Raw genomic sequence first — 18,183 nt, forward strand, 5'->3', positions numbered from 1 at the left:
CCGGCCCCCATGTTGCCGGGGTCGTCCCCCACTTCCGCCCCTGCCGGTCCGTCAGGCACCGCTCACGGCTGGTCCGCGACGCACTCCGCCGCGAACTCGCAGAGCGCCGACCGGTTGGGCCGCCCCGTCTTGCTGAGCAGACTGGCCAGATGCTTCTCGACCGTGCGCGGCGAGATCGACAGCCGCTGCGCTATCTGCTGGTTGCCCGGCCGCTCCGGCAGCAGCACGAAGACCTCGTACTCGCGCGGGGTCACCCCGTTCGTCCGCAGTGAAGACGGGATCCGGTCCCGGCCGCCACGGCGCTGCGTCACACTCACCCCCGCCTGGCGCAGGGCCGTACGGCAGGCCGCCGCCGCGGGCTGCACCCCGGCCGCGTAGAAGTACTCCTCCGCCGTGCGCAGCCACACGGCCGGCTCACCCCAGCCGTCGGCGAACGCCGCCTCGGCGACCAGCCGCAGGCCCAGGTGGCGGGCCACCGGGAAGGCCGCCGACCGGGCGTCGAAGGCCGCCATCCGCTGCCCGGCGGCCGTGCGGTCTCCCTCCCGGCCGAGCAGCACCGCCTCCGCGAGATCCAGGAACTGCCTGTTCCAGGCGAGGGCGGCACCGGGGGACGAGGCCACCGACTCGTATTCCGCGCGCCCGGTCCCGCCGGACAGCACACCCAGCAGCGGGTGCAGCCCGTAACGGCCACTCAGGTAGTAGTAGCTCGGATGGTCGCGCTCCCAGGCCGCGGACGCCTCCAGCTCCGCCAGCGCGCGGGGCCGGTCCTCGTCGAGGAGCGCCCCGACGGCCCCGCAGAAACCCAGTTGAAGCGGTACGAGGGCCGACCGCTCGCCGCCCGCCCTGCGGAAGGCCGCCAGGGCGCGTTCGGTCTCCCGGCGGCGGCCCCGGTGCGCGGCGGCCGCCGCCGCGGACAGGAGCAGATAGCGGTGCGCGCCGTGGTTGCCGATACGGGCGCTCGCCTCCACCGAGCGCACGGTGATCTCCTCCGCCTCCTCCCACCGGGCACACATCACGGCGTTCATCGCCAGCAGCCCGTCCACGGTCTGCGCCAGCAGGAGCGAACCCAGCTCGGCGGCGGCCGCCCGCGCCGAGTGCAGCCGGGCGGCGTCGCCGGTACGCATGAACGCGTTCACCCCGAGACGTACCAGGGCCTCCACCCGCCACAGCGGCAGCGCGTGCTCGGTGGACAGGGTGAGCATCCGCTCCAGGCAGGCGTCCGCGGCGTCGAAGCCCCTCTCCCGGGACAGCAGCGCCAGCAACTGCCAGGCCTGGCACGCCACGACGGGAAGCCCCTCCGCCTCAGCGGTTTCCGCGGCCTCCCTGGCCGCCCGTCCGACCGCCTCCGGCTCCTGGCGCCGCTCACCGGGGAGCAGGGAGAGATGACCGTCCACCACGGACAGCGAGGCGCGGCGCGCCGGTGACGGTTCCGGCCCGAACAGGGCCCGCGCCGCCTCGATCTGATGTGCCGTGTCCGCGGCGCGCTCCGCCATCACCGCCACCCAGGCGATCTTCAGATGGGTGTCCCCGCGGGCGTCCGCCTCCCGTGATCCGGCGGGCACCGGCGGCAGGGACCCGGCCAGGGCCAGTGCACCGTCCAGATCGCCGCTCTCCGCCCTGGCCACCGCCAGGGACTCGGTGACGGAGCCCAGGTCGGCCTCGGCCGCCAGGGAGCGCGCACGCTCCAGCAGCACCACGGCCGAACCGTGCGAGCCCGAAGCCAGCATCCTGCGGCCCGCCTCCGCGAACTGCCGTGCCGCGCCCGCCCGGTTGCCGGCGGCGAGCTCCAGCGAGGCCACCAGCTGGCGCAGGTCCTCGTCGAGCGGCTCACCGGACCGCTGTACGGCGGCCGACGCACGGCGTGCCAGGGCCGCGCGCTCCGCCGGGGCCAGCGAGGAGACCAGGGCCTCGGCGGTGAGTGCGTGCCGGAAGGTGTAGCGGTCGGGGGCGGCGCCGTCGGGGGCGATCACCCCCGTCTCGACCGCGGACCTCAGATGGGTGAAGAGCGCCCGGTCGGCCAGCCCCGTGACGGTCTGCAGGACCGGGACGGAGAACTGCCCGCCCAGGGTGGCGGCGGTCAGCAGGAGGTCCCTGACCGGCTCGTCCATCCGGTCGAGCCGGGCTGCCCAGCTCCGGAGTATGCGCGACGGCAGCGCCCCGTCCGGCGGGCCCGCGGTCTCCCAGCCGTCCCCGGCACGCCGGAGCCTGCCCGTGTCGAGCAGGTCGTCCAGCAGCACCTCGACCAGATACGGGTTGCCCGCCGCACGTGCGACCAGCCGTTCGTGGACCGCCTCGGGTACCAGCTCGGGCGGGGTCTCCAGACAGGCGCCGGTCAGCGCGCGCACCTCGGCGTCGCCGAGCCCCCGTAACTCCGTCACCGTGGCGGTGTGCCGCTGCTCCGCGGAGCGTACGAGGTCCAGGGCAGCCCCGGGCTCGGGGCGCAGGGTGCCCAGCAGCATCACCGGCAGGCCGGCCAGGTTGTCGACGACGTACTCCACCACCGCGACGGTCTCCCGGTCGCAGTCGTGCAGGTCCTCCAGCAGCATCACGCAGCCGGCGTCCCGGCCGAGGACCGACAGCAGCCGCAGCAGCGCCTCGGCCAGCTCGACCACGGTCTCCGCGTAGCCGGAGACGGCCGAAGTCCGCCACTCCGGGACGAGCCGGGCCAACGCCGGGTGGTAGGGGACCAGTTCGGGGTCGGTCGGGGTGCCCGCCGCCCGGAAGTGCGACGACAGCGCCTCCACGAGCGGACGGAAGGGCACCACGAGCCCGGTCGAGCCGGCCCGGCCGCGCAGCACCGGCATGCCCAGCCCGTAGGCCCGGTAGGCGCACTCACCCACCAGCCTGGACTTGCCGATCCCCGCCTCACCGACGAGGAACAGCGAGCGCCCCGAACGCGTCCTCGCCGCGTCCAGGGCGCTGCCCAGCAGACCGATCTCCGCGTCCCGTCCCACGATGACCGGCGAGTTCGCACGCATGGCCGCAGGCTAACCCAGGCGGACAGAGTGCGGGAGTGGGCACATTCCGCCCCAGGGCGGGTGCGCCCCGCCGGAAACCGTCACATCGGCACGGTCACATCGGCAGGGTCACATCGGCACGGTGAAGGTGGTCCACGGCAGCTCGGGGCCGTTCGCCTCCCCGTCCACCGCGCTGAGCAGTCTGCTGCGCAGCCCGAGCCCTCCTACGGCCCCGAGCGAGATCCTGCCGGCGGGGTGGTCCAGGGCCCCCTCGCGCGCCGAGGTGACGTCCGCGTATCCGGCCGAATCGGTGATCTGCGTCATCTCTGCCTCATCTACTGGTGGTTGGTGGACATCACAGGAGGTGCCGGGGACCGGTCGGCCCCCGTGGAGTGGCGCATGAGCAGTACGGAACCGATGCGGTCCGGGAACCCGGCCCGCAGCAGCCCGTGTCCGATCCCCGACAGGCCGGTGAGCAGCCCCGGGTGAGGTGTGTGTCCGGGCGTACCGCACTGCGAGCGCGCCCGGTCGGCGGCGGCGAGCAGCGTGCCCGCCCTCCGCAGCCAGTGGGGGCGCAGCCCCGGCAGGGCGGTGTGACCCAGGAGTTCGAGCACGCCCAGCTCGCCGTGGCAGAGGCTGTCGTCACCGGGCGATACGTCTCGCGCCACGTCGCCCGCCCGGTCGGCGAGCCAGCCGGAGAGCTCCGGGTCGGCCAGCGCCTGGGGACTGTCGGCGACGGCGAGTGCCACGCCCGTCACCCCCTCGCACCAGGCCCGCCCGCCGCCCGCGCCGTGCACGGCGGCACGCAGTGCCTCCAGCCCGGTCTCGCGGTAGGACGCGTACCCGGCCTCCCCGGCGTAGCGCAGCAGCGCCCAGCCGATGCCCGCCGCTCCCTCGGCGAAGCCGGTGGCCTCGGGAAGCGGGGCCGACGCGATCCTGGCCGCGCACCGGCCGGCGCCGTCGAGGGCCTCCGCCCGGCCCGTGGCCCGGTGCACCGCGAGGAGCGCCGCCAGACCGCCGGCCGCCCCGCCGCGCACCCCGAGGTCCTCCTCGGCGGTGCTCGCCGCGACGCACAACCGGACGGCGGGGCCGGCGAGTTCCCGGATCCGCGGGTCGTCCAGCAACGTGCCGGTCTCCGCGAGGGCGTACGCGATCCCGCCGAGCCCGGCGAACGCTCCGGAGCCGAGCATCCCCAGCTCCTCCCCCCGCTGATGCAGGGCGTCCAGCAGGCCGGGTACGGGAGCCAGCGCGGCGCGCGCCGCGTCCGCGTACCGTGCCGCGCCGGTGAGCGAGGCCAGCTGGGAGAGGAACAGCGCGGGGCCCGTGTAGCCGCCGGCGAGGTCCGCGGCGAGCGGTGTCAGCCGCCAGTAGCGCTCGCCGAGCAGCTCCAGACCGATCCAGTTCGCCCGTCCACCGCCGTGGTACGCCAGCGAGACCAACTGGTCGCCGACCGATCGCGCGGCGGCGAGGAGACGCTCCGGTTCGGGCGCGGTCGCTTCGGTCCGCGGCCTCGTGCGCCCGGAGTTGTGGTGCGGGGCAGCCGCCGATGTGCTCACCATGGCGGTACGGATGATCCGCTCCTGGTCCTGGCGGTCGACGGTGTCCAGGGCCCGGAGCTTCGCCTCCACCCGGGCCAGGCCGGTGGGCGCGCCGGGACGGGGCGTCCTGAGCCCGCCGCCGCTCCACACGTCGGCGGTGCCGGGGCGGGAGGTGAACACCGGGACGTCTCCCCGCCACAGTTCGGCGATCTCCTCGTCCTCCAGTCCGGGAAGCGCGGATGTGCCGAGCACCCCGGTACGCAGCAGCGCGAACACCTGCTGCCGCACGGCGGCGTCCCGCATCAGGTCAGGGTGGGTCGACTCGTGGAGCAGCGTGGCGTACGTGTGGGTCGGGCGGGACACGAAGCGGGTCTCGTCCTCCTCGAACAGGCGCAACAGGCCATTCGGGCCCAGCAGTTCGGCTCGGGAAGTGTCGAGCGCGGTGTAGCCGGCGCGGAAGCCGTCGCACAACGCATCGGTGAAGCCGAACGGTTCGGCACGGACGCCGTCCAGGGTGGGGGTGTTCGCCGAGTCGCCGAACCGGCCCGTGGCGCGTACCAGACGCATGGTGTCGGTGCCGGCCCCGTCCCAGGAGGCCGTCTCCAGAGGGGAGGAGGCGGCCCGGCCGCCGCCCACCGCGGACATGTCGAGCGCGCTCGTGTCGCCGACCAGCAACTGAGGGAGGAGGCCCACCCGGTGCACCGACCCCTGGAGGGCCCGCGCGGCCGGATCGGACGGCGGGGAGGGCGTCAGCGGCGGGTGGAAGAGCGTCTCCACGTCGACCAGGACCGGATGGGCCCCGCAGGCGATGAGGTTCTCGTGGTGCAGATCCGTGCCGTCCAGGACGTGCAGCAGAGCCAGCAGGGCACCCAGGCGCCGGTAGAAGGCACCCGTCTCGGTCCGCGTACGGCACGGCGCCTCGTGGACGAACTCCGCCCAGCCGTACGAACCCCGGTCGAGCACCTCGGGAACCCGCAGATCAGGTGTGCCCGGGCGGGAGTTGAACCACTCGACCAGCGTGCCGAAGTGCCGGTGGGCGGCGAGCGGGCGCGGTTTGTAGACGAGCCGGGTGCCGTCGGCGAATCGGAGCAGCATCACCGACCTGCCCCCGCGATGGCCGTCCCCCGAACCGGCCGTGACCTCGGTCAGGGTCCACGGGCCCAGGGCGGCGCCCCCCGCCGTCCGTCCGCCCATCAACAGGTCCGAGGCGCCCAGGAGTTCCGCGTCGGCGGCGAGCCTGCCGAGCATCTCGGCGAACGCGTCGGCCGCGTCCGACGCCGCCTGCGCGAGGATCCGGGCGAGGACCGGGTAGCCGGTGACCAGCGAGGCGAGGCCCTCACGGCTTCCGGTCAGCCGCAGGAAGTCACGGAATCGCTCTCGCGGCCCCGAGCCGGTGAGCCGCCCGGCCGTCCGGGCCTCGTGCAGCTCCGAGACGAGGGTCCTGGCGGCCAGCAGCGAGAGTCCGCGGGCGACGTGGCCTTCGAAACCGTCCAGCACGGTGGCGGGGCAGGCGACCCGGTCGCACCCCGTGACCTCCCCGTACGCGGTCCCCACGGACAACGCGGTGGTCAGCCTGTCCGCCGCCCTGGCCGCGAAGGGCGCCACGACCACCTCGAAGCCGGTCAGCCCCGGATACTCCTGGTCCGCGACCCGCGCCTGCGCCGGAGCGGCCGCCACGGTCTCCCGGACGAACCGGACCCAGTCGGGCTCCGTGCCGGGGAGCGGTCCGGTGACGCCGGACGCCCACCACGGACCGCCGGGCGCCCCGTCCGCGAGAACACCGTCGGCGAGGCCGGCTCCCGGCAGGGTGCGTGAGGCGTCGGGCCGGGCGGTGTCGGTCTCTCCCACGGCCATCGCGTTCACCCCCTCCGGTAGGGGAGCCCCGGTGGCTCTCCCCGCGCTCCATCCTGCGGGGAGTGCACGTACGGGCACATGGGGGGATCGCCCCCATCTTTACGCCCGTTCCCGCCGGGGACGGCGGGCCGGCTCAGCGGGCGGGTGCGGCCGTGGACCCGCGCTCCATGAGCTCCGCCGTGATGACCGCCGTACCGCCCTGCGGGGGAGTCTCCTTGCCCATAGCCAGCCGCCCGGCCCGCGCCCCGGCCTCGAAGAGCGGGAGCCGTACGGTCGTCAGGGCGGGTACGGCGTCGACCGAGAAGGGCAGGTCGTCGAAGCCCGCGACCGAGACGTCCTCGGGGATGCGGAGCCCGCGCTCCCGGACCGCCGCGCAGGCACCCAGCGCGACCGTGTCGTTGGCGGCGACGATCGCGGTCACCTCCGGTTCGCGGCGCAGGAGTTCGAGGGTGGCGTCGTATCCGGAGCGCCGGTCGTAGTGGCCGTGCAGGGTGACGTTCTCCTCGTCCCCGTACAGCCCCGCCGCCTTCATCGCCTCACGGTGCCCCTCCAGCCTGTGCCGGGTCGTGGTGCGCTCCACGGGGCCCGCGACGTAGCCGATCCGCCGGTGTCCCAGCGCGATCAGGTGCTCGGTCAGGCGCCGGGCACCGCCCCGGTTGTCGAACGTGAGCGCCGCGACCACCGCGTCGCTGTCCGGCAGCGGGGGACGGCCGCAGAAGACGATCCGGGTGCCGGCGTCCGCGAGCCTGGCCAGCTTCACCGCCATCGCCGCCTGGTGGGCGGGGTCCTCCAGCGCGCCTCCGGTCAGGACGACGGCCGCCGCGCGCTGGCGCTGGAGGAGGGTGAGGTAGGTGAGCTCCCGTTCGGGGTCGCCGCCGGTGTTGCAGACGACGGCGAGCTTCTCGCCGCCCCCGCGGCCCGATCCGTCGCCCGGACCCCCGATCTCGCTCTGCGCGGCCCCGGCCATGATGCCGAAGAACGGGTCGGCGATGTCGTTGACGAGGATGCCCACCAGGTCGGAGGTGGCGGCGGCGAGTGAGCTGGCCGGCCCGTTCAGCACGTAGTCCAGGTCGTCCACCGCGCGCAGGACCCGCTCCCGGGTGGACGAGGCCACCGGGTAGTTGCCGTTCAGGACACGGGACACGGTGGCCGGGGACACCCGGGCGCGGGCCGCGACGTCCGCCAGGGTGACTGTCATGGCTGTCCTCCGAGGAGTTCTGGAGCGGCACCCCTTGTCCGGGCCGCTGTCGGCAGGCTAGCGTCATACCGTATAGAAAGCGCTTGCTACGGCTGTATGGAGGGAACTTCGTGACACGCAGGACAGTGCGCATCGCCATGAACGGCGTCACGGGACGCATGGGGTACCGGCAGCACCTTGTGCGCTCGATCCTCGCGATCCGCGAGCAGGGCGGCATCGATCTCGGTGGCGGGGAGGTGCTGTGGCCCGAGCCCGTGCTCGTCGGCCGCCGCGCCCACGCGCTGGAGGAGCTCGCCGCGCAGCACGGCCTCACCGAGTGGTCGACCGACCTCGACGCGGTCCTCGCCGACGACTCCATCGACATCTACTTCGACGCCCAGGTCACCTCGGCCCGCGTCGAGGCGATCAAGAAGGCGATCGCCGCCGGCAAGCACATCTACACCGAGAAGCCGACCGCCACCGACGTGGAAGGGGCGCTCGAACTGGCCCGCCTCGCCCGCGACGCCGGCATCAAGCACGGAGTCGTCCAGGACAAGATCTTCCTCCCCGGCCTGCTCAAGCTGAAGCGCCTCATCGACGGCGGCTTCTTCGGCGAGATCCTCTCCATCCGCGGCGAGTTCGGCTACTGGGTCTTCGAGGGTGACTGGCAGGAGGCCCAGCGGCCCTCCTGGAACTACCGCGCGGAGGACGGCGGCGGCATCGTCGTCGACATGTTCCCGCACTGGGAGTACGTCCTGCACGAGCTGTTCGGCCAGGTCACGAGCGTCTCCGCGCATGTGCAGACGCACATCCCGCAGCGCTGGGACGAGCAGGGCAAGCCCTACTCCGCCACCGCCGACGACGCCGCCTACGGCATCTTCCAGCTGGCGGGCGGAGCCGTCGCCCAGATCAACTCCTCCTGGGCGGTGCGCGTCAACCGCGACGAGCTGGTCGAGTTCCAGGTGGACGGCACGCACGGCTCCGCGGTCGCCGGGCTGCGCAACTGCCGCGTGCAGCACCGCTCGGCCACTCCCAAGCCCGTCTGGAACCCGGACCTCCCGGTCACCGAGTCGTTCCGCGACCAGTGGCAGGAAGTCCCCGACAACGCCGAGTTCGACAACGGATTCAAGGCCCAGTGGGAGCTCTTCCTGCGCCACATCGTCCTCGACGAGCCCTACACCTGGGACCTGATGGCCGGCGCGCGCGGTGTCCAGCTCGCCGAGCTCGGCCTCAAGTCCGCCGCCGAGGGCCGGCGCTTCGACGTACCGGAGCTGAGCCTGTGACCATCCACCTGCCACGGGGCCCGTACGAGCCCCGTGCCACCCCGCTCGACCTGAAGCCCTCCGGGGCGCCCCTGGCCTCCCGCACGGTTTTCTCCGCCGCGCATGTCGTCGCCGACCCGTACGCCGACATCAGCCCCGACGACCCTGTCGCCGTGGACTGGGACGCCACCCTCGCCTTCCGCCGCCACCTGTGGTCGCACGGCCTGGGCGTCGCCGAGGCCATGGACACCGCCCAGCGGGGCATGGGCCTGGACTGGGCGGGCGCCGCCGAGCTGATCCGCCGCTCGGCCGCGGAGGCGAAGGCCGTCGGCGGCCGGATCGCCTGCGGTGTGGGCACCGACCAGCTCACCGGCCCGGCCGGCCTGGCGGAGGTGCGCGCCGCCTACGAGGAGCAGCTCGCCCTGGTCGAGGAGAGCGGGGCCCAGGCCATCCTGATGGCCTCCCGAGCCCTCGCCGCCGCCGCGAAGGGGCCCGAGGACTACCTGGAGACCTACGCGCACCTCCTGCGCCAGGCCTCGGAACCGGTCGTCCTGCACTGGCTCGGCCCGATGTTCGACCCGGCGCTCGACGGCTACTGGGGCAGCGCCGATCTCGACGAGGCCACGGACACCTTCCTGAAGGTCATTTCCGAGCACCCGGACAAGGTCGACGGCATCAAGATCTCGCTCCTGGACGCCGAGCGCGAGATCGACGTACGGCGCCGCCTCCCCAGCGGGGTGCGCTGCTACACCGGCGACGATTTCAACTACCCGGAGCTGATCGCCGGCGACGACCGCGGCTTCAGCCACGCGCTGCTCGGCATCTTCGACCCGCTGGGCCCCCTCGCGGCCCACGCCGTACGGGTCCTGGACACGGGTGACACGGCCGGCTTCCGCGAACTGCTCGACCCCACGGTGGAGTTGTCACGCCACCTCTTCCAGGCGCCGACCCGCTTCTACAAGACCGGCGTCGTCTTCCTCGCCTGGCTGGCCGGCCACCAGGACCACTTCACCATGGTCGGCGGGCTGCAGTCCGCCCGCTCGCTGCCGCACCTCGCCAAGGCGTACGAACTGGCCGACCGCCTCGGGCTGTTCCCGGACCCCGAGCTGGCCGAGTCCCGGATGCGGACACTGCTGGCCGTCCACGGAGGAAGCCGATGAGCAACGACCTCTCCCGTCTGTCCATCAACCAGGAGACCGTTCGGCAGCTCTCCCTGCCGGAGCTCGTCGAAGGGTGCGCCAAGGCCGGCATCGGCCAGGTGGGCCTCTGGCGGGCACCCGTGCAGGCGTACGGGGTCGAGCGCGCCGGGCAGCTCATGAAGGACGCGGGTCTCACCGTCACCAGCCTCTGCCGCGGAGGCTTCCTCACCGCCTCGGACCCGGCGGAGCGGGCCCGCGCCCTCGACGACAACCGGGCGGCCGTCGACGAGGCGGCGGGCTTGCACACCGACACCCTGGTCCTCGTCTCCGGCGGGCTCCCCGAGGGGGACAAGGACCTCCACGGCGCCCGCGAGCGGATCGCCGACGCGCTGGGCGAGCTCGCCCCGTACGCGCGCGAGCGGGGCGTGCGCCTCGCGATCGAGCCGCTGCACCCGATGTACGCGTCGGACCGCTGTGTCGTCTCCACCCTGTCCCAGGCGCTGGACCTCGCCGAACGCTTCCCCGCCGAGGAGGTCGGCGTGGTCGTGGACAGCTACCACATCTGGTGGGACGACCGGGTGGCCGCCGACATCGCCCGGGCGGGCGCGGGCGGCCGGATCCACTCCTTCCAGCTGGCGGACTGGATCACCCCGCTCCCGGCGGGAGTTCTGGTGGGCCGGGGCCAACTCGGCGACGGCAGCGTCGACTTCCGCGCGATGCGCCGCGAGGTCGAGGCGACGGGCTTCGACGGACCGATCGAGGTGGAGATCTTCAACGAGGGTCTCTGGGCCAGGGACGGCGTCGAAGTGATCGCCGAGGTCGCCGCGCGCTACCTGGAACACGCCTGCTGAGAGCGCTCGGCCGGGGCTGGGTAAAGAGATCGCAAAGGCGTGCAACCTTTGCGTACCTTCCCCGGTCGTACTCGGCGTCGGGACTTCCGGGGAGGGGTCCGGGGGGATCGGGAAGCCCGACGGAGGGGGAAAGCGAGGGGGGTCCGGCCTGTGGGCCGGGCCCCATTCCGCGTTCCGGAGCCCGTCACCGCACGGCGCGGTGATCCGTACGGTCGTGAGCCGGCGGAGTCCGGCCATGCGTACGGTCTTGAGCCGACGGGTCGCCATCGCCGCCGCCCGGCACCGTCGTCGGGGTGCGCGGCGCGGGGTGCTTCGGTGCGGGGCGCGTCCCGCACCTGCAGCTGCGGCAGACCGGAGCCGGCGGCTACCGCTCCTCCTCGCTCCCGTCCTCTTCCTCCTCGGCGTTCTCGTCCGCGTCGGTCGCGTCGCCGTCGGCAGTGGCCTCGGCCTCGGGCTCTTCGCCGTCCACGTCGTCCCCGTCGTCCCCGTCCTCCTCCTCAATCGCTTCCTCGTGTGTGCGGACGACCTCACCGTCGCGGATCTCGCCACGCCAGCCTTCGACTTCCTCGTCCGTGAGCGTCACATGGCGCTGGAAGTTCTTGAAGTCCAGACGCAGGCGCCGCCCCTGGGCACGCCACAGGTTCCCGGTCTTCTCGAAGAAGCCGGAAGGGTAGTACTCCACGACGAGCACGATGCGGGTCAGATTCGGAGCCAGTTCGTGGAAGCTGACCGCGCCCTGTGTGGTGCCCTTGGAGCCGTCGGAGGTCCACACGATGCGGTCGTCCGGGATCTGCTCCTGGATGGTCGCCTCGAAGCTCCTCGCGGAGGGGCCGACCTTGGTCTTCCAGGTGCTCGTCGTGTCGTCCTCCGTGGACACGCTCTCCACACCCTTGGCGAAGCCGCTGAAGTCCTCGTACTGGGTCCACTTGTCGTACGCCACGCGCAGGGGGACGCCGACGTCGAGCACCTCGATGATGTTGGTGACCTTCGGCCCGCCCGGCTTGCCTCCGCCACCGCCGCCGAAGGCCTCCTTGACCTTCTCCGCCACTCCGCTAGTCGCCGACCTCGCCTTCTCCGAGACGAGAGCCTTCACCGGTGACTCGCCCTGCAGCAGACGGGATCCGATCCCGGGCAGCTCGCCGCCGTTCTCGGTGACATCCGTCAGTCGGCCGGTGAAGTCCGTGACCTTACGGCCCACCGTCTCGGCAGCCTTGTCGAGACGCGCACCCATGTAGTTGGCCATTTCCTCGCGGAGATGGTCGATCGCTGACTTCTCGTCCTGCTCTGTGGCTTCATCTGTCTTCGTCATGGCGGGCTACCTCCGGCCCGAGGAGCGGCTGGACGTGTTCCTCGAAGCCTTGCCGGCCGACGACGACTCGTCGGCCGTCTTCTTCGACGCCGTCCGTCTGGCGGCGGTCTTCCTGGCCGGAGCCTGGGAAGCCTTCTTCTTCGCCGATGCGGCCTTCTTCGCGGGAGGAGCCTTCCGGCCACCGGTGGACTTCGAGGACTCCTTGGCGGGCCCCCGGCGCCCACGCCTCGCCGTGGGAGCTTCCTTGCCCTCTTCGTCCTTCTCGTCCTCTTCGGCATCGGCGTCGTCCGCGGGCGCTTCCCCTTCGTCGGCGTCCTCGTCCTCGTCGCCGGACTCGTCGCCCTCGCTTCTCAGGTCGAGCGCGCGCTTCCCGATGGCGTCGGCCAGTGAGCCGACACCGTGGCTGGCCACGGCCGTGACCGCACCACGCGCCGCGTCCAGGCCTTCGCCGCGGATCTGCTTCTGCACTCCGGCGACCTGCGGCACCTCGCCCAGTCGCCGGACTGCCTGAACTGCCAACTGCCGTGGCTCCAGGCTGATGTTCCTGCCTGCCAGGAACATCGCGACGCTCAGCGCCAGTTTGCCCTTCTTGGTCCGTCCCAGTACGTAGCCGCCCGCCAGGCCTGAGGCCAGAGCGGCTTTCGTCTTCTCATCCATGGGTCCACCACCTCGACGGCTCGTCCGCGGATCCGCTCACGGCGAGGCCGTCGGCCCGACCGGTGGCCGGGGAAGAATCTCTCCCCGGACGGTGCGGCGCGGTGACGACCGGAATACAAGCCATCTCACTCGGTTCTTTCCCCGGGAACGGCTGTCGCGTGAGTGCCGGCGCCGGTTCCAGAAGCGGGATTCCCGGGGTCCCGCAGCGCCTGGCCATCCCTCGGTACCACTCTCCGCCCCCTGCCTCCGCTACGCCATTCGAGTAGGCCCGCAGCCTGTCCGCCCGGAGAGCCCGCACCGAGAACGGGACGAGCCATGGCGCCGGGCTGACGCCCTGTCCACTGTCCACCGATCGGCCGATGATTCCGGTCAGCTGTCCCGGCGCGATACCGGACGGCGGCGGCCTCTGACCGGCGCTCGCCCGCCGTGCGCGTTCCTGCCGCCCGACCGGACCTCGGGGGCGCGGACGGGCTTCCTGCCGCCTTTCTGCCGGTCGGACGCCTGGTCCTCCTCCGCGGCACTCCTCGGCCGGTCGAGGCCACCTTCGCCGGCCTTCTCCGCCCCCTTGCCGACGGCCGCCCCCGCCGTGCCCTCCGCGCCTTCGGCCACCTCACCGACGCTCCGGGTGGCCTTCCCCGTCGCGTCTCCCGCGCTCTCGCCCACCTTCTTCGCCGCCGCGCCGGCCTGTCCGGCCGCCTCGCCCGCGGCTTCGCCGACGTCTCCGGCGGCCTTGCCCGCGCCTTCGCCGACCTGCCCGGCCGCCTCACCTGCGCCTTCGCCGACCTGCTCGGTGGCTGCTCCGGCACCTTGACCCACGTCCTCGACCGCGGAGCCGGCGCCCTTACCGACCTGCTCGGTGGCTGCTCCGGCACCTTCTCCGACGTCCTTGACTGCTCCGCCGGCGCCTTCACCCACCTCCCTGACTGCTCCGCCGGCGCCTTCTGCCACGTCCTCGACCGCGGAGCCCGCCCCCCTGCCGACGTCCTCCACCGCCGCCCCCGCCCCCCTGCCGACGTCCTCCACTGCCGCACTCGCGCCCTCACCGAGTTCGCCGACGGCCTTGCCCGCGCCGCCGCCGATCTCTTCGGCCGCCGAGCCCAGCCCGCGCGTCAGCTGCTCCAGAATCTGTGGATTGCGATCGACGGTCTCCAGTACCCGGGCGAGTATCCTGGCCACGTTCTGCAGCCGCACCTTCAGCTGCGCCTGGACGTCGACCCCCTTGATGTCCAGTTGGACGCGACCGAGTTGTACGTCGGCGCCCACATTGAGCCTCAGCAGATCAAGCACCTCGGCCTGCAGGGACACCCGAGCCCGGAGATCCTCGACCTCCAGGTTGAGCTCGTCGAGATGCAGTCCGGGTACGTCGAGAAAGACGTCCGACGGACCCTCGGTGCCGGGCACTTCCTCCGGAACTGCCAACTCGTTGTGCTGGTCGGGGCCCGAGTTTTCGTCGTTCGTGCTGTTGCTGTTGGTGTCCGCCATTGCTCGTGCACATCCTCGATCGGCACGTCGCCCCCCACACAACCCCCTGACCAGTGTTGAACGGGGAAAGCGGCTCCGCAATCGCCGACGGAACGCACCGTTCCGGGGGCGCGCACCGCTCAGACGCCGAAACCGCGCCGCGCGGCTTCGACATGGCCGATGTGCCGCCGGGTCCAGTCGCACATCATGTCCACCGTCCGCCGCAGATCCTTGGCCGGCTCCGTCAGCCGGTACTCCACGCGCGGGGGCACTGTGGGATACACGGTCCGTTCGACCAGTCCGTTGCGCTCCAGCATGCGCAGGTTCTGGGTCAGCATCTTGTGGCTGATGCCTTCCACCCCGTCCCGGACCTCGCTGAAGCGCAGGGTGCGGTCGCCCACCGTCTCGATGATCAGCAGCGCCCACTTGTTGGCCACGTCCGAGAAGATCTCCCGCGCGAGTGAATCCGCGCGTCGCAGATCGTCGTTCTCCTCGCCGGGCGCGCCGCTGACCTGCTTGGTCACCATCGGGTTCCCCCGTCACCGAAAAGTGCGTTCTTCCACGTCGGGCCTCACTCTCCTACGGTGCCTCAGTAACCACAAGAGAGCGTCGGCCCCGGGTCGCGGCCCGCGTGGCGAGGAGGAGCAGCATGCCCATCACCTTGATCGACCCCGAGGGTCTGCCGGTGGTCGACGCCTACCGGCAGGTATCGGTCGCCACCGGTTCGCGGACGGTCCACGTCGCGGGGCAGGTCGCCTGGGACGCCGACGGTGTCACGGTCGGCGAAGGCGATCTGGCCGCTCAGGTCGAGCGGTGCTATCTGAACGTCGCCACCGCTCTCGCCGGAGTGGGAGCCTCCTTCGACGACGTGGCGAAACTGACCGTGTACGTCGTCGACTGGACCCCCGACAGGATGCCCCAGCTGCTGGACGGCATCGCCCGGGCCTCGGCACGCCTGGGTACCACCCCGGTGCCACCCGCCACGCTGCTGGGCGTCGCGGCGCTGGACGTCCCCGAGCACCTGGTCGAGGTCGAGGCGACCGCGGTCATCGACTGAGCGGCAGCGGTCCACCGGGCCTACGGAAGAGCGCCGCCCACAGGAACTCCTCACCGAAGTAGGGGGAACCGGCCGGTTCGTCCCGCATCCTGCGCAGCTCCCTCTCTTCCAGCCGCGAGAAGATCCAGCGCAGCGACTCGGGCGTGTACGCGAGCCCACCGTGAAGTCCCGTCCCCCGGTAGAGGTCGGTGTCGGGCGTCTCGGATCCCATCGCGCCGGCCGCGAAACAGCAGAGGGCGAGACTGCCGCCCGGGGCCAGGATCTCCTCTACCAGGCCGAGATAGCTGACCCGACGGTGAGGCGGAAGGTGATGGAAGCAGCCCGAGTCGACGATCAGGTCGTACGGCCCGTCCGGTGCGGCTCCTGCGAAGGCGTCGCCGCAGTGGAAACGGATGTCCGCTCCGGCCTCGCGGGCTCGCTCACGGGCCCAGGCGATCGCCTCGGGGGAGAGGTCGACCGCGTCCACCTCGAAGCCGAGTGAGGCGAGATGGAGCGCGTTGCGCCCCGGCCCGCATCCGAGGTCCAGGACGCGCCCCGGGGTGATCAGCCCACGCTCGACGTACGACGCGAGACTCTCGTCCGGCTTCGCCGCGAAGAACGGCACGGGCTTGGAGCGGTCCTCGTAGAAGCCGTCCCACCAGGTGCCCGCCCCGCTCGTCCACCGGTCCGCCTCCGGTGCGAACAGGCCGTCCAGGAGCCGTAGTACGTCCTCCAGCGAACGGATGTGCCGGTCCATCAGGCCACCTCCCGTGACCCCAACCTACCCAGCCGCCGTCCCACCGTGTCAGACCTGCATCGGTGTGCGGAGTCTCCGCACGGGCCCGTCGCAGTTGTGCGCGACCGCGTGGGTCAACCAGGGTCTCGGTACCTGCCGGCGGTCCTCCGCAGGGCCGTCAGTGCCCTTGACGGGGCCGATGGCGTCTTGGCGGAGCTCCCTTTCCGAAGATGATCCGTGCCGTCCCCTCCGTGTACGCGGAGAGAGTGCGGAAGGAGTGTGCCGCGGACAGGCCCCGGTCTCACGACGCCAACGGGGCGCCCCAACTCACCACTTGTCGCCGACGCGTACCTTGTCCCACTTGCTCTTGGAGATGCACAGTTCGTGTGCGTCGTCGTCGAGCTCGATCTGCCAGCACTCCGGCTTCCGGTGCGAGACGCGCTTGGTGCCGGTCTTCACCGACCGGCACGACTCCTTGGACTTGCCGTTCTTCCTGGTCGTGGTGCACTGCCGCTTCTTGACCGGCTCGGTGGTCCAGGTGGTCCGCGCGGGCTTGTGCTCCTTCTCCGTGATCGTGCCGTGCACCTCGCCGCTGCCGCAGGCGGTCAGCAGAAGAGCGGCGACGGGTATGGCGACGAGGGCGGAGACGCGGTGTGCGGACATGGACTTCCCCTTGGGGCACGGTGCGGTGCCGGGCCGGACGGGGGCTGGGCGACGGCGTGGACGACTCGCAGCATAGGTACCGGGCCCGGCGTGCGCCAGGGGTTCGGGGCGGTGGCGCCGAACAGCCCTCGCCGCAGGGCTCGGTGAAGGTCCCCGGAAGCGCTTCGACAGCGTCCCACCTGCTAGCCTCCGCGCTCAGCGGGACCGACGATGCGCAGGTGTCGAGGCGTCGGCAATGCCTCCGCGACCACCCGGCAGAGCCGAGCGACCGCATCCGCATGGTGACGACAGGGGAGAGACATGTTGGCGAGCGACCACGAGACCGGCGAGGCCACGGTGCACGGGGAGGTGCACCCCGGTTTCGAAGGCGTACGGGAGGCCTTCGAGCAGGTGGTGCGGCAGCAGCCGCAGCCGACCGGATTGCAGGTGGCCGTCCACCACGACGGGGCGCGTGTCGTGGACCTCTGGGCAGGACCGGGGGTCGAGGGCGACACCGTGACCGGCGTGTTCTCGATCAGCAAGGGCGCCGCCTACATAGTCGTGGCCCTGCTCGTCCAGGACGGGATACTCGACCTCGACCGTACGGTCGCCTCGTACTGGCCGGAGTTCGCCCAGGCGGGCAAGGAGGCCGTCACGCTACGGCAGTTGCTCGCCCACCAGGCGGGCGTGATCGGCGTCGACGAAGCCCTCACGATCGAGGAGCTGGCAGACGAGGCGGTCATCGCGGAGCGCCTCGCCCCGCAGGCCCCCTACTGGACCCCGGGGACGGGCTTCGGCTACCACGGGCTCACGATCTCGGCGCTCCTCTGCGAGGTCGTCCGCAGGGCCACCGGGCGGAGCCTCCAGGACTGGTGGGAGCAGCGGGTGCGCGGACCGCGCGACATCGGCTTCTACCTGGGACTGCCCGAGGAACTGGACCACCTCTACCTGGACGTCACCCCCGCGGTGCCCGGACCGGACGACGAAGTGCCGCCGGAGCCGGGGAAGCTGGAGGCGATAGCGTTCAGCAGGTCCCACATGCCGGACCTCTCGGTCTTCCCCAACTTCCCTCTCACCAGGGCCCTCGGCCAGGGGTCCGCCGGTGGCGTGGCCTCCGCCAGGGGTGCGGCGGCCGCCTACGCCGCGGTCATCGGGGTCCTCGACGGCAGCCCCGCACTGCTCGACCCGGACACGACCGAGGAGTTCACCCGGATCCACTCGGAGGGCATCGACCTGGTCGGCAACTGCGAGAGTCGGTTCGCCCTGGGGTTCCAGACCCTCGACAACCGGTACACGGCGCTCGGCCCGGACGCCTTCGGCCACGGGGGCGCCGCGGGCGCCATGGCGTTCGCCAGCCCGTCCGACCGCCTGGCCTATGCCTACATCCGCAGCCGGTTCGCACTGGGGGACAGTGCGGACAGGGAGAACACCCTGATGATCGAGGCGACGCTCGCCGCCGTACGCGGCCGGTAACCGGCGGCCGGAGCGGGAGGCGCGGGGACAGAGCCCCGCGCCGGCTGTTCCCGTACCCCGCCCCGGGGTGTCGGCGCCACCCGATAGCGTC

15 protein-coding genes are annotated in these 18,183 nt (G+C 72.4%); 5 read left to right on the plus strand and 10 right to left on the minus strand.

Annotated elements, in window-relative coordinates; all coding sequences use genetic code 11:
• Nucleotides 1-62: 62 nt before the first annotated feature.
• The 4 genes from ACGFNN_RS01560 to ACGFNN_RS01575 form a co-directional block, all read right to left on the minus strand.
• Nucleotides 63-2,978: an AAA family ATPase gene (locus tag ACGFNN_RS01560; RefSeq protein WP_393551833.1), complete on the minus strand. Its 2,916-nt coding sequence runs from the start codon at nt 2,976-2,978 to the stop codon at nt 63-65.
• A 108-nt stretch (nt 2,979-3,086) separates the two neighbouring features.
• Nucleotides 3,087-3,281 (minus strand): hypothetical protein, encoded by a 195-nt coding sequence (locus ACGFNN_RS01565; protein ID WP_393551835.1) that lies wholly within the window; start codon nt 3,279-3,281, stop codon nt 3,087-3,089.
• 11 nt (nt 3,282-3,292) lie between these two features.
• On the minus strand, nt 3,293-6,349 hold the full coding sequence (locus ACGFNN_RS01570) for a type 2 lanthipeptide synthetase LanM family protein (protein WP_393551837.1): 3,057 nt from the start codon (nt 6,347-6,349) through the stop codon (nt 3,293-3,295).
• 133 nt (nt 6,350-6,482) lie between these two features.
• Entirely contained in the window at nt 6,483-7,547 is a 1,065-nt protein-coding gene (locus tag ACGFNN_RS01575) for a LacI family DNA-binding transcriptional regulator (RefSeq protein WP_393551839.1), read from the minus strand.
• A 110-nt stretch (nt 7,548-7,657) separates the two neighbouring features.
• Between ACGFNN_RS01575 and ACGFNN_RS01580 the strand changes: the two genes are divergently transcribed.
• The 3 genes from ACGFNN_RS01580 to ACGFNN_RS01590 are packed head-to-tail and all read left to right on the plus strand — an operon-like array spanning nt 7,658 to nt 10,778.
• Complete coding sequence (locus ACGFNN_RS01580; RefSeq protein ID WP_393551841.1) at nt 7,658-8,809, plus strand: Gfo/Idh/MocA family protein; 1,152 nt, start codon at nt 7,658-7,660, stop codon at nt 8,807-8,809.
• Complete coding sequence (locus tag ACGFNN_RS01585) at nt 8,806-9,948, plus strand: dihydrodipicolinate synthase family protein (protein ID WP_393551843.1); 1,143 nt, start codon at nt 8,806-8,808, stop codon at nt 9,946-9,948. Before ACGFNN_RS01580 ends, ACGFNN_RS01585 begins: the two co-directional genes overlap by 4 nt.
• A complete protein-coding gene (locus ACGFNN_RS01590) occupies nt 9,945-10,778 on the plus strand; it encodes a sugar phosphate isomerase/epimerase family protein (protein ID WP_393551845.1) in 834 nt (277 codons plus the stop codon). Before ACGFNN_RS01585 ends, ACGFNN_RS01590 begins: the two co-directional genes overlap by 4 nt.
• 364 nt (nt 10,779-11,142) lie before the next feature.
• On the opposite strand, the gene ACGFNN_RS01595 is transcribed toward ACGFNN_RS01590, so the two are convergent.
• The 4 genes from ACGFNN_RS01595 to ACGFNN_RS01610 form a co-directional block, all read right to left on the minus strand.
• Nucleotides 11,143-12,087: an SRPBCC family protein gene (locus tag ACGFNN_RS01595; RefSeq protein WP_393551846.1), complete on the minus strand. Its 945-nt coding sequence runs from the start codon at nt 12,085-12,087 to the stop codon at nt 11,143-11,145.
• A 6-nt stretch (nt 12,088-12,093) separates the two neighbouring features.
• Nucleotides 12,094-12,744: a histone protein gene (locus ACGFNN_RS01600; protein ID WP_393551848.1), complete on the minus strand. Its 651-nt coding sequence runs from the start codon at nt 12,742-12,744 to the stop codon at nt 12,094-12,096.
• A gap of 369 nt (nt 12,745-13,113) precedes the next feature.
• Entirely contained in the window at nt 13,114-14,226 is a 1,113-nt protein-coding gene (locus ACGFNN_RS01605) for a hypothetical protein (RefSeq protein ID WP_393551850.1), read from the minus strand.
• Nucleotides 14,227-14,345: 119 nt separating this feature from the next.
• Nucleotides 14,346-14,732 (minus strand): winged helix-turn-helix transcriptional regulator, encoded by a 387-nt coding sequence (locus ACGFNN_RS01610; RefSeq protein WP_393551852.1) that lies wholly within the window; start codon nt 14,730-14,732, stop codon nt 14,346-14,348.
• 122 nt (nt 14,733-14,854) lie between these two features.
• Here ACGFNN_RS01610 and ACGFNN_RS01615 point away from each other — a divergent pair, with 122 nt between their 5' ends.
• Nucleotides 14,855-15,262: a RidA family protein gene (locus ACGFNN_RS01615; protein ID WP_393551854.1), complete on the plus strand. Its 408-nt coding sequence runs from the start codon at nt 14,855-14,857 to the stop codon at nt 15,260-15,262.
• Here ACGFNN_RS01615 and ACGFNN_RS01620 read toward each other — a convergent pair.
• Nucleotides 15,252-15,998, minus strand: a complete 747-nt coding sequence (locus ACGFNN_RS01620; RefSeq protein ID WP_393551856.1) for a class I SAM-dependent methyltransferase — start codon at nt 15,996-15,998, stop codon at nt 15,252-15,254. The two genes, ACGFNN_RS01615 and ACGFNN_RS01620, sit on opposite strands and share 11 nt — an antisense overlap.
• A 306-nt stretch (nt 15,999-16,304) precedes the next feature.
• Nucleotides 16,305-16,640: a hypothetical protein gene (locus ACGFNN_RS01625; protein ID WP_393551858.1), complete on the minus strand. Its 336-nt coding sequence runs from the start codon at nt 16,638-16,640 to the stop codon at nt 16,305-16,307.
• A gap of 300 nt (nt 16,641-16,940) precedes the next feature.
• Here ACGFNN_RS01625 and ACGFNN_RS01630 point away from each other — a divergent pair, with 300 nt between their 5' ends.
• Complete coding sequence (locus tag ACGFNN_RS01630; RefSeq protein WP_393551860.1) at nt 16,941-18,092, plus strand: serine hydrolase domain-containing protein; 1,152 nt, start codon at nt 16,941-16,943, stop codon at nt 18,090-18,092.
• The last annotated feature ends 91 nt before the right edge of the window (nt 18,093-18,183 follow it).

The organism is Streptomyces sp. NPDC048590, assembly GCF_043199535.1.
Classification (GTDB): Bacteria; Actinomycetota; Actinomycetes; order Streptomycetales; family Streptomycetaceae; genus Streptomyces.

Bases quoted from the DNA above. Each gene is read 5' to 3' on its own strand.
- ACGFNN_RS01560 (WP_393551833.1), bottom strand. From the start codon at position 2,978: ATGCGTGCGAACTCGCCGGTCATCGTGGGACGGGACGCGGAGATCGGT.
- ACGFNN_RS01565 (WP_393551835.1), bottom strand. From the start codon at position 3,281: ATGACGCAGATCACCGATTCGGCCGGATACGCGGACGTCACCTCGGCG.
- ACGFNN_RS01570 (WP_393551837.1), bottom strand. From the start codon at position 6,349: ATGGCCGTGGGAGAGACCGACACCGCCCGGCCCGACGCCTCACGCACC.
- ACGFNN_RS01575 (WP_393551839.1), bottom strand. From the start codon at position 7,547: ATGACAGTCACCCTGGCGGACGTCGCGGCCCGCGCCCGGGTGTCCCCG.
- ACGFNN_RS01590 (WP_393551845.1), top strand. From the start codon at position 9,945: ATGAGCAACGACCTCTCCCGTCTGTCCATCAACCAGGAGACCGTTCGG.
- ACGFNN_RS01595 (WP_393551846.1), bottom strand. From the start codon at position 12,087: ATGACGAAGACAGATGAAGCCACAGAGCAGGACGAGAAGTCAGCGATC.
- ACGFNN_RS01600 (WP_393551848.1), bottom strand. From the start codon at position 12,744: ATGGATGAGAAGACGAAAGCCGCTCTGGCCTCAGGCCTGGCGGGCGGC.
- ACGFNN_RS01605 (WP_393551850.1), bottom strand. From the start codon at position 14,226: ATGGCGGACACCAACAGCAACAGCACGAACGACGAAAACTCGGGCCCC.
- ACGFNN_RS01610 (WP_393551852.1), bottom strand. From the start codon at position 14,732: ATGGTGACCAAGCAGGTCAGCGGCGCGCCCGGCGAGGAGAACGACGAT.
- ACGFNN_RS01615 (WP_393551854.1), top strand. From the start codon at position 14,855: ATGCCCATCACCTTGATCGACCCCGAGGGTCTGCCGGTGGTCGACGCC.
- ACGFNN_RS01620 (WP_393551856.1), bottom strand. From the start codon at position 15,998: ATGGACCGGCACATCCGTTCGCTGGAGGACGTACTACGGCTCCTGGAC.
- ACGFNN_RS01625 (WP_393551858.1), bottom strand. From the start codon at position 16,640: ATGTCCGCACACCGCGTCTCCGCCCTCGTCGCCATACCCGTCGCCGCT.
- ACGFNN_RS01630 (WP_393551860.1), top strand. From the start codon at position 16,941: ATGTTGGCGAGCGACCACGAGACCGGCGAGGCCACGGTGCACGGGGAG.